The 13,297-nt window shown below is 59.3% G+C and carries 12 protein-coding genes; 10 read left to right on the top strand and 2 right to left on the bottom strand.

The features are described 5' to 3' along the window. Positions 1–220: 220 nt before the first annotated feature. Positions 221–853 (bottom strand): C39 family peptidase, encoded by a 633-nt coding sequence (locus tag ACTQWD_RS08280; RefSeq protein ID WP_441554264.1) that lies wholly within the window; start codon positions 851–853, stop codon positions 221–223. Positions 854–1,576: 723 nt separating this feature from the next. Between ACTQWD_RS08280 and ACTQWD_RS08285 the strand changes: the two genes are divergently transcribed. The 10 genes from ACTQWD_RS08285 to ACTQWD_RS08330 all read left to right on the top strand — a co-directional run bounded on the left by ACTQWD_RS08285 (position 1,577) and on the right by ACTQWD_RS08330 (position 13,161). Further along, positions 1,577–3,028 (top strand): APC family permease, encoded by a 1,452-nt coding sequence (locus tag ACTQWD_RS08285; RefSeq protein WP_441049028.1) that lies wholly within the window; start codon positions 1,577–1,579, stop codon positions 3,026–3,028. Between the two features lie 131 nt (positions 3,029–3,159). Beyond that, a complete protein-coding gene (locus ACTQWD_RS08290; RefSeq protein ID WP_154518625.1) occupies positions 3,160–4,437 on the top strand; it encodes a metal-dependent hydrolase family protein in 1,278 nt (425 codons plus the stop codon). A 117-nt stretch (positions 4,438–4,554) separates the two neighbouring features. Then, on the top strand, positions 4,555–5,940 hold the full coding sequence (locus tag ACTQWD_RS08295) for a sensor histidine kinase (protein ID WP_441041729.1): 1,386 nt from the start codon (positions 4,555–4,557) through the stop codon (positions 5,938–5,940). Between the two features lie 39 nt (positions 5,941–5,979). Further along, on the top strand, positions 5,980–6,714 hold the full coding sequence (locus ACTQWD_RS08300) for a LytR/AlgR family response regulator transcription factor (protein ID WP_154518631.1): 735 nt from the start codon (positions 5,980–5,982) through the stop codon (positions 6,712–6,714). 92 nt (positions 6,715–6,806) lie between these two features. Then, positions 6,807–7,751, top strand: coding sequence for a zinc dependent phospholipase C family protein (locus tag ACTQWD_RS08305; RefSeq protein WP_441031877.1), 945 nt, complete (start codon positions 6,807–6,809; stop codon positions 7,749–7,751). A 101-nt stretch (positions 7,752–7,852) separates the two neighbouring features. Continuing rightward, entirely contained in the window at positions 7,853–9,112 is a 1,260-nt protein-coding gene (locus ACTQWD_RS08310) for an MFS transporter (protein WP_427728898.1), read from the top strand. A 170-nt stretch (positions 9,113–9,282) separates the two neighbouring features. Continuing rightward, entirely contained in the window at positions 9,283–10,470 is a 1,188-nt protein-coding gene (locus tag ACTQWD_RS08315) for a glycosyltransferase (protein WP_441559727.1), read from the top strand. Then, positions 10,467–11,810: a histidine kinase gene (locus ACTQWD_RS08320; protein ID WP_427794496.1), complete on the top strand. Its 1,344-nt coding sequence runs from the start codon at positions 10,467–10,469 to the stop codon at positions 11,808–11,810. Before ACTQWD_RS08315 ends, ACTQWD_RS08320 begins: the two co-directional genes overlap by 4 nt. Before the next feature lie 72 nt (positions 11,811–11,882). Continuing rightward, on the top strand, positions 11,883–12,599 hold the full coding sequence (locus ACTQWD_RS08325; protein WP_154518646.1) for a LytR/AlgR family response regulator transcription factor: 717 nt from the start codon (positions 11,883–11,885) through the stop codon (positions 12,597–12,599). 94 nt (positions 12,600–12,693) lie between these two features. Beyond that, positions 12,694–13,161, top strand: coding sequence for a YfcE family phosphodiesterase (locus ACTQWD_RS08330; RefSeq protein WP_441559728.1), 468 nt, complete (start codon positions 12,694–12,696; stop codon positions 13,159–13,161). 65 nt (positions 13,162–13,226) lie between these two features. Here the strand turns inward: ACTQWD_RS08330 and ACTQWD_RS08335 are convergent. Further along, the coding region (locus tag ACTQWD_RS08335) for an IS3 family transposase (protein ID WP_441554575.1) at positions 13,227–13,297 on the bottom strand (71 nt) is incomplete at its 5' end.

Genomic DNA, 13,297 nt, shown 5'->3' on the forward strand with positions numbered 1-13,297 from the left:
CGACAGGGCCGTGTGGGAGGACCTCCACCACAGGGACCCGTACCCGTTCTGGCTGGATTAATGGATGGAAACGGATGTTCTATCGGGACACACATTTTGTCCTATAGGCCGCAAAGACCGTCCCCAGTGGCTAGTCATATAATGGCTGGTCATTTAAGTCTGTCCCCAATGACTAGTATTGGTCATTTAAGTCTGTCCCCAATGACTATGTCCCCAATGACTAGTAGTAGGCCCACATGGCTTCGATTTCGTTGAGGACTTCTACGACGCCCCAGCGGCGGGCGCTACGGCTGGGCGAATTGGGATCGTAGACACCGATGTGGCCGGCGTCGTCAATGCCGTAGAAGACGATGTAATGACCCACGTTGGTAAACGTGCCGGGACGCACGACGGCGATTACGGGGGCACCCGAGCGCAAGGCCTGGGCCATCGAGTCTCGGTCGTTGTAGAGCTGCGTCCCGTTAAGCCCCAGCTGCGCGGCGCCGCTCGTCATAAACGACCACTCGGTGGCACCGGTGGGGGCATAGTTGCCCGCCTCGGAAAGGGCGCACATATCGACCGGTGTCATATCGGTGCGCCCCGTTTTAAAGATGTAGATCATGGTGAGGCAGGTGGGTCCGCAGCCGTTTTGGCGGATGGTTCCACCGGCGTAGGGCAGCTCCGACCATGCGGGGTCGATCTGGTAGATATGCGGCATGGTGCCGGCACTCCACTGCGAACGTGGGGTCGAAAAAGCAAACGAGTAGCCGGGTGCGACTGGGGCTTTGAGGAGCTTTTCCTCGGCGGTGGGCTCTAGGCCGGCAGAGCCATGCGAGGCACACGACCCCAGATACACAAAGGCCAGACATGCCATGATGGAGCACAGGGCAAGACAGAGACGATGAATCTGCGGATTGGCGGCCCGGCCGCGTCCCAGCGGCCGTGGCTGCTTTGCGCCGCGTCCGCCGCGGGGCTTCGAAAAGAAACGGCTGATGTGATTGTCAGACTTTCGCCGATCGATTTTCTGCCGCCGAGGCACTTCGGCCCGGCGTTGACGGGTGCCCGAGCATGGGCGATCCGCCTGACGCGTGCTGGTATTCTGCGGCATAGACGACGAGGGGCGATCCTGCGGACGCTGCGGCCCGTCGTTGTCAGAAACACTCCTGGATGCTGGCGTGGTACGCCCGGCAAGGCGAACGTTTCGCTGCCGTCCGCAGCCGTTGTATTCGTATGCCATTTGTACCGCCTCGTCTCATGTATAACCCGTCCATCCTACAAAAAAGACGTGCAGCAAATGAGGACATACGCCAAAACCTCGGTAAGCGGCATGGACGGGAGCGAGCCTGGCGCCATAAAGCGACGCCCTCCGCGAGCGATTGAATCGCGTCATCAAAACGGACGCCCGCACTGAGTGGCGCCCCTCGCCGTTCGTCCCAAAAACGGCGCCGCTCGTTTTGCAGTTCTGCCTTCGGTCGAGCTACGAGTGGCGTTGCTGTGCCAAGGCCGTATCTTAAAGCCATGAAATAAAAAGTGCGCGGCAAAACAGGCCGTGCAAGGGGTGACGCCAAGGGGCGTCAGAAAGGAAAGGAGGGGAACAATGGCGGACAAGAACGCAGAAGTTGCAGTCGAGGATACCGGCGGCATGAAGAAAACGCTTTCGCTCTGGAACTTCTTCACCATCGGTTTCGGTGCCATCATCGGTACCGGTTGGGTTCTGCAGGTCGGCGACTGGATGGTCGTGGGCGGCGGTCCCGTTCCCGCTATGATCGCATTCCTCTTGGGTGCAATCTTCCTCGTGCCCGTCGGAGCTGTTTTCGGTGAGCTTACGGCTGCTATCCCCATCTCGGGTGGCATCGTCGAGTATGTCGATCGTAGCTTTGGCCGTACAATGAGCTACATTACCGGTTGGCTCCTGGCCCTGGGCAACGGCATCCTGTGCCCGTGGGAGGCCATTGCCATTTCGACTCTCGTGTCCGAGATGTTCGGTAGCCTGCCCGGTCTTGAGTGGCTGCGCGCCGTCAAGCTTTACACCATCCTGGGCGCCGACGTTTACCTGTTCCCGACGCTGATCGCGCTCGGCTTTGCAGTCTACGTCATCTTCCTCAATTTCCGCGGTGCCAGCTCGGCCGCCAAGCTCCAAGCCTTCCTGACCAAGGCCCTGCTCTGCGGCATGCTACTCGCCATGGGCGTCTCGCTGTTCACCGGCTCGCCGAACAACGCCATGCCTGTGTTCTCCCAGGTCGCCGGTGCTGGCGGCGGTAAGGCCGCCACCGAGGGCACCAGCCTGTTCGCCGGTATCGTGTCGGTCCTGGTTCTGACCCCGTTCTTCTACGCCGGTTTCGACACCATTCCTCAGCAGGCTGAGGAAGCAGCCGAGGGCCTTAACTGGAACAAGTTCGGCAAGATCATCTCCCTGGCCCTGCTGGCCGCCGGCGGCTTCTACATGGTCTGCATTTACTCGTTCGGCACTATCCTTGACTGGCATGAGTTTGTTAAGAGCCCCGTTCCCGCGCTTGCCTGTCTTAAGGGCATCAACATGCTCCTGTACCTGGCCATGCTCGTCATCGCCACGCTTGGACCCATGGGCCCGATGAACTCCTTCTACGGCGCCACGAGCCGCATTATGCTCGCCATGGGCCGCAAGGGCCAGCTGCCCGAGAAGTTTGCCGAGGTCGATCCCAATTCCGGCGCTCCCAAGCTCGCCTGCGTCGTTCTGGCCATCATCACCGTCGTCGGTCCGTTCCTGGGCAAGAACATGCTCATCCCTCTGACCAATGTGTCGGCTCTCGCCTTCATCTTCTCTTGCGGCATGGTCGCTCTTGCCTGCCTGCGCATGCGCTTCACCGAGCCCGACCTACCTCGTCCCTACGAGGTGCCCGGCGGCAAGTTTGGCATCAGCCTCGCCATCGCTGCCTGCGCCATCATCATCGGCCTGCTCGTGATTCCGTTCTCTCCCGCCTCCCTCAACATGGTGGAGTGGAGCATCGTGATCGGCTGGTTGGCTATTGGCCTGGCTCTCATGGCTTTCACCAATTCCCGTAAAAAGTAACGCCGAGCCGGGGCGGATTGGGTGCGCGGTGCCCTCTCTCCCGCGTACCGAACCCGGCATCACTTGGGTAGCTTTGTGAGGCCTTAACCCAACACGGCCTCACCCACTATATGGATCCATAAGGAGGAACCATGTCCACTAAGTATGCAATCGTTGGCGGCAAGCTCATCGACGGTACCGGTGCCGAGCCGGTCGAGAACTCCCTCGTTCTCGTCGACGATAACGGCAAGATCGAGTACGCCGGTGTTATGCAGGACCTTCCCGAGGGCGTTGAGGTTATCGACGCCGCCGGCAAGACTGTCCTTCCCGGCCTGATCGACACCCACCTGCACTTCTCGGGCAACCTGACCGACGATGACACCGATTGGGTCATGCAGCCGCTCCTCGAGAAGCAGGCCGTCGCCGTCAAGCAGGCCTACGACTGCCTCACCCACGGCCTCACCACCGTCTGCGAGATCGGCCGCTTTGGTATCCAGATTCGCGACTGCATCGACAAGGGCGTCTTTAAGGGCCCGCGCGTTCTGGCCACCGGCCTCGGCTTCTGCCGTGTTGCCGGTCACGGTGACTCCCACCACTGCACCCAGGAGCTCAACAAGGAATCCCATCCCTGGGGCGACCAGGTCGACGGTCCTTGGGATCTGCGCAAGGCCGTCCGTCGTCGCCTGCGCGAGAACCCCGATGCCATCAAGATCTGGGCTACCGGTGGCGGCATCTGGCGCTGGGACTCCGGTCGCGACCAGCACTATTGCTCCGAGGAGATCCAGGCCGTGGTCGAAGAGGCCAAGATGGTCGGTATCCCCGTGTGGAGCCACTGCTACAACAACCACGCCGCCGCCTACGATTCCGTTCGCTTTGGCTGCGAGCAGCTGATTCACGGCTTCGATATCGATGAGCGCACCATGGACCTTATGGCCGAGCAGGGCACCTTCTTCACCCCGACGATCGCCTTCCTGCCCACCTGGTACGCCACCTATCCTCCCGTCTATGTCCCCGAGCTGCACGACAAGTACGAGGGTACCCTGGTCGAGAAGGAGCTGCAGCGCAACTATGACTGCCTGCGCGAGGCCAAGAAGCGCGGCGTCGTCATGACGATCGGCTCTGACTCCTTCTCCTTCGTCACCCCGTACGGCACCTGCTCCATCGAGGAGATGTACGAGTTCGTCGACAAGATCGGCTTCACCCCGGTCGAGACCATCACCTGCGCCACCCTCAACGGTGCCAAGATGTGCCACATCGAGGACGAGACCGGTTCCATCGAGGCCGGCAAGTGCGCCGACCTGCTGGTCGTCAACGGTGACGTCGCCGCCGACATCCACGTGCTCAACACCGACAACATGGACGTCATCATGAAGGACGGCTGGATTGTCGAGGCCGGCACCTTCGGCGAGCCAAACAAGTACAGCGCCTAAGCTACCGTTTGTCGATGGCTGGATGTAAAACACAGTTTTTGATTGCATAATGCAATGGAGAGGGTCGCTTGCGGCCCTCTTTATTGCTATCGGTACTACGGACAAGAGGGGATGACGGTGGATTTAAACAGGCTGAATCTGGGCAAGAGTTACAACTCTACCAAGGTCTTTCGTACGGCCCAGCATGTGGTTCAGGCCATCCTACTCGGTGTTGTCGTTCCGGCGCTTATCTTGCTGCTTATCTGGGATTTAACCGATAATCCCAATCCCGTTCCAGGCGTTGTCGTTATTGCCGGCCTGGTCATGCTGTGCTTCTTCTTCTCGTATGTCTTTGTGGTCCCCGATGACCTCACATCGAGCGCAACCGACCGCACGCTCGCCATCGCATCAAAAATATTTGCCTACACGTCGCGCGGCCTTACGCCCGAAGCGGCCCTGGGTGCCTCTAAAATTATCCTGTCCGAGACCATCGCTTCTGCCATCTGCTTTACTGACGGCAGGCAGGTGCTGGCAAGCTGGGGCGAGGACTCGGCAAAGTGCCCTGCCGGAACCCCGGTAGTGCTCAAGACCACGCTCAACGTGATTGAGACGGGCGAACAGAGCGTGTTTTCGCGTGATGCCTCCAATGAGACGGGCGGCTATTTTCCCCGTCTGCGTGCCGGTATTGTCGCGCCGCTTAGCGTGCGCGGTCATTGCGTGGGCACACTCGAGCTGTATTACCCACGCCTGAGCAGCATCGATATGCGACAGACGGCGCTTGCCTCGGGTTTCGCCGATCTCATTTCCACGCAGCTCGCCAGCTTTGAGCTCGAGCGCCAAGATGAGCTCACGGCCCGCGTTGAGCTCCGCGCTCTGCAGTCGCAGGTCGATCCGCATTTTCTATTCAATACCATTAGCACGATCGTTTCGCTCGTTCGAACCGAGCCCGACAAGGCGCGATCGCTGCTGATCGACTTTTCCAACTACTATCGTCAGACGCTTTCTGACTCCGATACGCTCACCACGCTCGAGCACGAGGTGGAACAGGGCACCCGTTATATCAATCTTATGCAGGCCCGCTATGGCGACGGCCGTCTGCGCGTTTCGGTCGACATCGACTTTGAGGTGCGCGACAGCCTGGTGCCGCCGTTTATCTTGCAGCCGCTGCTCGAAAACTGCATCAAGCATGCGCAGCGCGAGACCGAGCCGCTTTCCATTCGTGTTAGGGCTTTTGAGACCGATGACGGCTTGGAGATCATCGTCGAAGATGACGGCATCGGTATGAGCGAAGAAGTCTGCGCGCATCTGTTTGAGCAGCATCGCCGAGAGGAGCCCGAAAGCATTACCGCCGACGGCTCCGTCAAGCGAGGCTGCGGCCTGGCGCTCTTCAACGTGCTTCAGCGCATCCATTTCTTTTACGGAGAAGATTCCGGCATGCGCGTGAAGTCCCAGGAGGGCGTGGGAACGCAGGTCATCGTTGAGTTGAACGGCGAGCCGCATGAGCCGGCACCGCTAACGGTGTAGCGCGCGGTTGGATTGAGAGAAAAAAGAGGGGAAGCGCATATGTCCGAAGGCTGGAACATCTTGGTGGTCGATGACGAGCCCCCAATTAGGGCTGAGCTACGTTATCTGTTGGAAAAGGATGCGCGTGTGGGCCAGATTGCCGAGGCGGGCAATGTCACCGAAGCCGTGGAATCGATTCTGTCGAACAAGCCCGACGTGCTGTTTTTAGACATTACTATGCCCGGTCGCTCGGGAATTGAGCTTGCCGAGACGCTTCAGAACCTAAAGACACCGCCGGTCGTGGTGTTTGTGACGGCATTTGCCGAGTATGCGGCTGATGCCTATAACCTCGATGCCGTCGATTACATCGTCAAGCCGGTCGAGGATGCTCGCCTGTCAAAGGCGCTCGATAAGATCGAGACCGCCCTGGGCGCTCGCCGTGTCGTCCATGCTCCGCGCCAGCCTTTGCGCCTGACGGTGGATCGTGGGGGTAAAAAGGTGTTCATTCCCGTGGCGGATGTCTGCTACTTTGAGGCGCGCGCCGATTTTTGCAACGCCGTCTGCGCCGAGGGAACATATCTGATCAATGAGTCGATTTCATCGCTCGAGCGGCGCCTGGCCTCCGAGGGCTTTATCCGTGTCCACCGCAGCTATCTGGTCAATTTGGAAGACGTGCACAATGTCGAGATCGGTTCTACGGGTCTTATGGAACTCAGGCTCGATCGCGTAACCTCGACGGTGCCCGTGTCCCGTCGTCGCGCTGCCGAGGTTAAGGCGCGCCTGGGGCTTGTGTAGACGGTCCGCATGCCATCGTTTGCCGACGCGGGTTTGGCATGGCCGCGCGGTGGGCATAATGGGTGACATCGAATGAAATCGAAAGGATCATTATGCCTGCGCTTATTACGCATCATCTGTTTGGCGAGGAAAGCATCGATCGTCTGCCGCAGGGCGTCATTACGTCCGACGAGGAACGCATTGCCTTTATCCTGGGCAACCAGGGTCCCGACCCGTTTTTCTTCCACATCTTGACGCCGCGCGTTTCCGACTGCACGCTGCTGGCGCAGGCCATGCATCGCTCGCGCATGTCGCGCCAGTTCTCGTGCCTGCGCGACGGCGTGTCCCATCTGCTCCCGCGCGATGCCAACTTGGGCCGCGCCTTTGCGCTGGGCCTGCTGTCGCACTACGTGCTCGACCGTAATGCCCACCCCTTTGTCTACGAGCAGCAGTTTGGCATTGTCGAGTCCGATCCCGAGCTGGGGGATTCGGGCAGCCAGGTCCATGCGGTGCTCGAAAGTGACCTGGACGTGTTGATGCTGCAGCTCAAGCGCGACGGGGCCACGGTCGAGGACTATCCGCCGGCGGGCGAGATCGTCACCACCGACCGCATCAATCGCGTGGCCGGCGTGCTGATGAGCTATGTTGCCGGGCGTGTGTACGGTATCGATATCCCAGCGGGGGAGTACGGTGCCGCCGTTGCCGACATGCAGCTGCTCTATCGCGCCATTGAACCGGCGGGCTCGGCCAAGACGCGTGCAATTGCCCTGGTCGAGGGCCTAGTACACGACTACTCCCTGCTCGATGGCCTTGCTCACCGCGTGACGACCGAGCCGCCCGAGCGCACCGGCAATCTGGGCCATCTGACATGGAAGAATCCCTTTACCGACGAGGTCTCGAACGAGAGTTTCCCCGAGGTCTTTGATCGCGCGCTGGTCGATTACGAGTGCACGGTCGCACGTTTTATCGAGACCGGCGACATGGAGGCCGTGACCAACCACGTCAATTACAGCGGTCGCGTGCTCGGCGCTGATGAAGAGTTCGACCGCGAGGAGTAGGGTTCGTGCGTGTCCCTTTGCCGAATCCTTACCGGCGGTTCTGGACAATTGGGGTACGATGAACTAGCTGCATATCGGGCGAACACGAAGGGTCCCTGTCCATGAAATACACCAAGCTCGAGCGTAACTGGGTTATGTACGATGTGGGCAATTCGGCCCTCGTGTTGCTCAACACTTCGGTGGTGCCCATCTACTTTAACGCCATCAATACCGGTGCTTCCTCGGCCGACCTGGTGGTCGCTTGGGGTAGCGCGCAGACGATTGCCTCGCTGGTCATTGCCATGCTCATGCCCATTCTGGGCGCACTTGCCGATTACGCCGGCAACAAGATCAAGTTTTTCTTGGGCTTCTTCCTCACGGGCTTGGTGCTTTGCCTGGCGCAGGCTATCCCAATGTCTGCCATGGCATTTTTGGCCGTGTACGTGCTGTGCACCATCGGCCTTAACTCTTCTATGACGTTCTATGACGCCATGCTGCCCGACATTACCACTGACGAGCGCATGGACGCCGTGTCCAGCTCGGGCTATGCCTGGGGCTACATCGGTTCCACTGTGCCGTTTATCATCTGCCTGGCGCTTATCATGGGTGGTCCCGCTCTTGGCGTCCCCACCATGCTGGCAACGCGTCTGTCGTTTGTCATCACTGGTGCCTGGTGGCTCATCTTTACCCTGCCGCTCATTCGCACCTATAAGCAAAAGTACGGTCGCGAGCGCGGTCCCGAGGACACCATCGGCCACATCGTGGGCGGCGTGTTCTCCGAGGTCGTACACACCATGCGCGAGATCGCCCACAACAAGACCGTGCTGGTCTACATGATCGCGTTCTTCTTCTACATCGACGGTGTGCACACGGTCATTTCCATGGCAACCAGCTACGGTTCGGCTCTGGGCATCGACTCGACCCAGCTGGTACTGGCCCTGCTCGTTACACAGTTCGTGGCCTTTCCGTCCGCCATCATCTACGGCAAGCTCGCCGGACGCGTGGGCACGCTCAACATGATCCTGGTGGCGGTCGCCGCCTACATGGGCATTGTGCTGTTCGCCGCGTTTTTCCTCAAGACCGCCTTTGAATTCTGGGTGCTTGCCATTATGGTCGGCCTGTTCCAGGGTGGCGTGCAGGCACTCAGCCGTAGCTACTTTGGCCGCATCATCCCCAAGGAAAAGTCCAACGAGTACTACGGCTTCTTTGACATCTTTGGGCGCTATGCAAGCGTTATGGGCACCTTTCTGGTGTCGGTCGTCACCTCGCTGACCGGCAACCCGTCGCTGGGCGTTCTTTCCATTGCTGTGCTGCTGGTCGTTGGCTTTATGCTGCTGGCCCGCCTGTCTCGCATGACTCGAGCGGCAGAGCATGCCGCATAGGAGCGAGCGGCTATTGTGCCTGTCTGCGGTACTCTTTTGGGGTTATCCGCAATAAACATTGCGACTTGCGAGCAATGATTTGCCCAAGTGGGTATGATGGAATCAGCTAGGTCGCGGGGCGTCGCCTGTGTTTGGCGGCGCCTCGTTTTTGTGTTGCAGGGAGGGAAGGCATGAACGCCACGGTTGTGATTCCAACATATTGGGCGGGCGATGATGCCCATGCAAACGCTCCCGGTGTCTATGACCACTCGACGAATCTCAACGCCGCCAATCCCGAGCTCGATCACTGTCTTGCTTCGCTCGAGCAGGTACGCGATATTCCGCGAATCATCCTTTTGGTGGTCTGTCCCATCTCGGCCACGGCGGATGTGTCGAAGCGTGTACGCGAAATCGTCGACGCGCACCCTACGCTCAAAGTTACCGTAGTCACCAATACCCAGGCATCGCGTATCGCCGACCGCGTAGCGCAGATTGCGCCCAAGGGTTCGGGAGAATGCGTGAGCCTGCGCGGCTATGGCGCCATCCGCAATATGGGACTTGCCTGTGCCGCCGTGCTGGGTCACGATGCCGTCATCTTTTTGGATGACGACGAGACTGTCATCGATGCCGACTTTATGAAACGCGCGACTTACGCGTTGGGGCAGCAGACGCGTCAGGGCCTGCCGATCTTGGTTAAGAGCGGCTACTTTTACGATCGAGACGGATCGCCGCTGGCCCCCACGGACAAGGTGGGCATCTGCCACCGTTGGTGGACCAAGCGTATTGAGTTCAATCGCTGGATGAAAAAGGCGCTCTCGGGTACCCGTATTTCGCGTTCAAACTATGTGTGCGGCGGCCTTATGGCCCTCCATGCCCGCGCCTTTACCCGCGTGGCATTTGACCCGTTTATCACTCGTGGCGAGGACCTGGACTACCTCTTTAATATGCGCATATTTGGCTACGACGTATGGTTTGATAACGAGTGGACCGTGCGCCATCTGCCGCCCGAGTCCGAGAAACGCTCGCCGCGCTTTATGCAGGACGTGTACCGTTGGTACTACGAACGTGCCAAGCTAACGTTTGCCGCGCATCAGAAAGAGCTCATTCCCGTTACAGCCGCGTCTCTCATGCCCTATCCGGGTCCGTGGATTTCGCGCGAGCTTGACGATCGCGTGCGTAAGACTGCCATGGTCCGCAGCATTTTTACCCGCGAGCACGAGGGATACCTACGCATTTGGCGCCACGGTATTGACGAGGCCAGGACCTACGCACGCCAAAACGCCGCAAGCTACCTGCGTTTCCAGAGCTTCTGGCCCAAGATTATGGATGAGCTCTGGCGTGACGCCCAGCTGACCAGCATCCTGGAGGGGACTGAATGATCGACCGCCGCGCCCAGCGCGATAGTTCAATGTCAATCTTTCGCATCATTGCCGTATCCTGCGCCATTTGTGTGCTGGTGTACTTTGTTTTTGCCCTGGCGACTGGAATCGAGCCAATCGCGACCGTGGTCGCCTGTACGCTGCTATGCATCTTCCTGTGTATCTTTATCTTTTTGACGCTCAATCCCGATTCGGTTCGCTCGCAGTACACCGAGGAGACGCTCTCGGTGGCCTCGGCCATGCTCGAGGACATTAAAGGCGGTCTGACGCAGGAGTCAGCACGTCTGGTGTGCCAGCGCATTTTGCCCGAGACACGCGCCATGACAGTTGCCGTTACCGACGAGAGCAACGTACTGGCCTGCGCGGGCGAGTTTGAGGAAAAGCTGCTGCCCAATTCTCCCATTCATACGCTCGCCACGCGCTACGTCATCGAACACGGTATCGTCCAGTCGTTCAACCGCGTGGTGGACGTGGTGGGTTCGGATGGCTCACACAACCAGGTCCCCGCTGGCATCATCGCACCCATCAAGGTGGGCGACCGCACCGTCGGCACGCTCAAGTTCTATTACAAGACCCCGCGTGCCGTCGACCGTACCCAGTATGCGCTCGCCTCGGGTTTTGCCGAAATCCTGTCCACGCAGCTCGCCATTCACGAGCTCGAGGTGCAAAAGGAGCTCACGGCCCGTGCCGAGGTGCGTGCCCTGCAGGCGCAGATTAACCCGCACTTCCTGTTCAACACGCTCAACACCATCGCATCGTTTACGCGTACCGACCCGCTGCGCGCCCGCGAGCTGCTGCGCGAGTTCTCCTCGTTCTATCGCGCAACGCTCGACAATTCGGGTTCGCTCATTCCCGTGTCGCGCGAGGTCGCACAGACCAAGCGCTACCTGACGTTTGAGAAGGCGCGCTTTGGCGAGGATCGCGTGCTGGCGACCTTTGACGTGTCCGAGGACGTCGAGGACACGCTGGTTCCGGCATTTGTGATCCAACCGATTGTCGAGAACGCCGTGCGTCACGGCATGGGTGATGCCAGTGCGCTGAAGATTGACGTGACGGTGCGCAGGGATGGTGACGATGCGATTTTGATTTCGGTGGCCGATGACGGTGTGGGCATGGACGAGGGCATCGCTGCCAGACTGTTTGACGAGCGCTCTGCCCGCCCCGACGCCAGCTCCCCGCAGGGTGGCGGCGCCGGCGTTGCCATGCACAATATTTCGGAGCGCATTCATCGCTTTTATGGGCCGCACTCCTATACGCGCGTCGAATCGGCGCCGGGTAAGGGCGCTAAAGTGCTCCTACATCTCGATTTGTCGGAGAGCATCTTCGACATTCAAGAGTAGAATAATTGGTCACGGGCTTAACGCCGGTTGGCGTATGCCCGACGTAGTTAGTTGACGAAAGGTTTTATCCCCATGCTGCGTGCGATGATTGTGGATGATGAGGCCCCGGCCCGTTCGGAACTTCGCTTCTTGCTCGAGCAGACGGGCAAGATCGGCACGATCACAGAAGCGTCGAGCGTTCGCTCCGCCATCGAGATGCTTATGGAGAGTCGCGTTGATGTCGTGTTCCTCGATATTTCGATGCCTGGCGCTTCGGGTCTGCAACTTGCCGAGGCGCTGCATAAGCTTAAGAATCCGCCGGCGATCGTGTTTGTGACCGCGTACAGCGATCATGCGGTTGAGGCGTTTGATGTGGATGCCGTCGACTATCTGATGAAGCCGGTAGAGGAAGCCCGCCTGGATCGTGCAATCGAGAAGGTCATGCAGCGCACGAAGCCCGTTGCGGACAGCAAGGTGACCATCGAGCGCATCCCGGTGGAGAAGGGCGGCCGCAAGGTGCTCATCCCCGTGGACGACATTCGCTTCATTATGGCCAAGGACGATTACTCCTGTATCTATACCGTCGACGACCGTTTTTTGTCGACGACCTCGCTGGCACAGTTCGAGGCCAAGCTCTGTGATTTTGGCTTCTTCCGCGTTCACCGCCGCTATATCGTTAACCTGGCGTGTGTTACCGACGTCGAGACGGTCCCCTCGGGCGCTATCCAGCTGGGCATTACGGGCGTCGACGAACGCGTACCGGTTTCGCGCCGTCGCGTCGTACCGCTCAAGAAGGCCCTGAGCCTCTAGCACACCGGCCCCGCAGCCCTGTAGACCAAAATCGTCTGCGGAGCCGCGGGGCTTTTTGTATGAATGCACCAAATCGTTTTGCGGAAGGGATCCCATGAACAGTGCAAGCGCCAAGCGTATCGACATCATCTCGGACACCCACGGTTATCTGTCGCCCGCGCTTTTAGATGAGTTGAGCGGCGCGGACCTGATTATCCATGCCGGCGATCTTACGTCGGAGATGGACTACGAACATCTGCGAACCATTGCCCCCGTGCGAGCGGTTCTGGGCAATAACGACTACTACCGTGATTACGGGCCCGACGTGGATCGATTGGCCCTCTTCACCTACGAAGGACTCAAATTCGCCGTAGCCCACTACCGCGAAGACCTCCCGGTGGGATCCGTGGACGTAGCCATCAACGGTCACACTCACGTAACCAAAGAAACTCAAGTAGGCCGCTGCTTGGTCCTCAACCCCGGCAGTGCTAGCTACCCCAGAGGCACCCGAGGCCCCACCATGGCCAGAATGCTCGTCAAGGACGGCAAGATTCTCAGCACCAAATTTATTGACCTAGAGTAAACGCAACAAAAACGGGGGATGCAGATTTGAACTGCACCCCAAAACTTGGACGGCTTAAATAAGAACTACGCCGCAAGGGGCTGGTTCCGGAACTCCTCCGGGGTCAGCCCCTTCAGTTTAACCTGCCTTCGCCTCG

It is taken from the genome of Collinsella sp. LCP19S3_B6 (genome assembly GCF_052121815.1).
Classification (GTDB): Bacteria; Actinomycetota; Coriobacteriia; order Coriobacteriales; family Coriobacteriaceae; genus Collinsella.

What these genes read in the sequence shown, in the direction of transcription:
- ACTQWD_RS08280 (WP_441554264.1), bottom strand. Translation starts at nt 853, where the DNA reads ATGGCATGTCTGGCCTTTGTGTATCTGGGGTCGTGTGCCTCGCATGGC.
- ACTQWD_RS08285 (WP_441049028.1), top strand. Translation starts at nt 1,577, where the DNA reads ATGGCGGACAAGAACGCAGAAGTTGCAGTCGAGGATACCGGCGGCATG.
- ACTQWD_RS08290 (WP_154518625.1), top strand. Translation starts at nt 3,160, where the DNA reads ATGTCCACTAAGTATGCAATCGTTGGCGGCAAGCTCATCGACGGTACC.
- ACTQWD_RS08300 (WP_154518631.1), top strand. Translation starts at nt 5,980, where the DNA reads ATGTCCGAAGGCTGGAACATCTTGGTGGTCGATGACGAGCCCCCAATT.
- ACTQWD_RS08305 (WP_441031877.1), top strand. Translation starts at nt 6,807, where the DNA reads ATGCCTGCGCTTATTACGCATCATCTGTTTGGCGAGGAAAGCATCGAT.
- ACTQWD_RS08310 (WP_427728898.1), top strand. Translation starts at nt 7,853, where the DNA reads ATGAAATACACCAAGCTCGAGCGTAACTGGGTTATGTACGATGTGGGC.
- ACTQWD_RS08315 (WP_441559727.1), top strand. Translation starts at nt 9,283, where the DNA reads ATGAACGCCACGGTTGTGATTCCAACATATTGGGCGGGCGATGATGCC.
- ACTQWD_RS08320 (WP_427794496.1), top strand. Translation starts at nt 10,467, where the DNA reads ATGATCGACCGCCGCGCCCAGCGCGATAGTTCAATGTCAATCTTTCGC.
- ACTQWD_RS08325 (WP_154518646.1), top strand. Translation starts at nt 11,883, where the DNA reads ATGCTGCGTGCGATGATTGTGGATGATGAGGCCCCGGCCCGTTCGGAA.
- ACTQWD_RS08330 (WP_441559728.1), top strand. Translation starts at nt 12,694, where the DNA reads ATGAACAGTGCAAGCGCCAAGCGTATCGACATCATCTCGGACACCCAC.